Source organism: Candidatus Kurthia intestinigallinarum (genome assembly GCF_003991225.1).
Classification (GTDB): domain Bacteria; phylum Bacillota; class Bacilli; order Bacillales_A; family Planococcaceae; genus Kurthia; species Kurthia populi.
In genome coordinates this window covers 1-1051 of record NZ_JTFC01000098.1, presented here as the reverse complement: position 1 = coordinate 1051, position 1051 = coordinate 1, and the positions used below count along the sequence as shown (strand labels likewise).

2 protein-coding genes are annotated in these 1051 nt (G+C 29.6%); one reads left to right on the top strand and one right to left on the bottom strand.

Features of this window, described 5'->3' with window-relative positions; all coding sequences use genetic code 11:
• On the top strand, window positions 1-248 hold a 248-nt coding region (locus tag QI30_RS20610; RefSeq protein WP_158621081.1), incomplete at its 5' end, for a hypothetical protein.
• 481 nt (window positions 249-729) lie between these two features.
• Here the strand turns inward: QI30_RS20610 and QI30_RS20605 are convergent.
• The coding region (locus QI30_RS20605; protein ID WP_158621080.1) for a hypothetical protein at window positions 730-1051 on the bottom strand (322 nt) is incomplete at its 5' end.

The window sequence follows — 1051 nt, the reverse complement described above, 5'->3', positions numbered from 1 at the left end:
TTATTGATAGTTGGAGAGGTAAAACTTTGTGTTTTGCTGGTACATTCCTTTTAATTTCTTGTTCTTTAACATCTGCTTTTTTAAGTGCTAGTGATGGTCTGTTAAATTTAAAATCAATCCAACTTAAATTGGACTTTTTTATTCCAGCAATATTCGTAGCAAGTATGGTGGGCTATATGTATTCAATGGTTGAGTTTGAATTTAAAAAAGATAAGGAAAAATATAAAGTTTTAGAGGACAAAGAATAGTATTTCTGCCAGAATAAAATCAATATTTTGTTATTTTTATGATTAATAAGTATTTTCTTTTGAAAGTTAGGTTTACCTTTTGGCTTTTCAATCCCTATACATAATGTAAGCATAAAATAATTGGGGATATTGAATGTGGGGGCTATTAACAGATAATAAGGGATTTCATATGTAGATTGGATCTGGAGTAGCTGCATCTACACGAAATAGGTTGTATTTCTCCGATACGATAAGAATTATATTTTTGAGTTGTATTATATGACGAATTGAGTTGTTACAGTTAAATTTGTAAATAATGTAGTAATGATTGTAAGATCAGCATTTAATTATGTTAATTTTAAAGAATTTAGAAGCTTCCGATGAGGAGGCTTTTTATTTTTTTGAATAAGAACAAACGTTCTTTTAAAAGGTGTGCATAGACGCGTAATTCTTTATTATCAGAGTTTGCAAAAAGAATATAAAAAAAGCCCTATTTTGGGCTCTAAATGCGATCTAATTGTTCATACAACTTTTCAGTTTCTTCGTCTAGCCAAGTATAAAGATATTTTAAATTTTGGCGTGCTTCTTTATATAAGCCTTCTCTTGCTAAATCTTCAAAAGAGGTCGGTGTAGCTTCGGTTTTTTCTAAATCAGTAATCTGATCGGTTTTATGAACCTGTTGTGTTTTGATATCCCAATAATAAAGAATATCCTTTTTAATCGCTAGTATTGGACCATTGAAAAGTTGGATATCACTATCAGGTAATGGGAATGGTAATTTCTTTTTACTGTAGAACTCTATAATAACTTCAGATTCATACAGA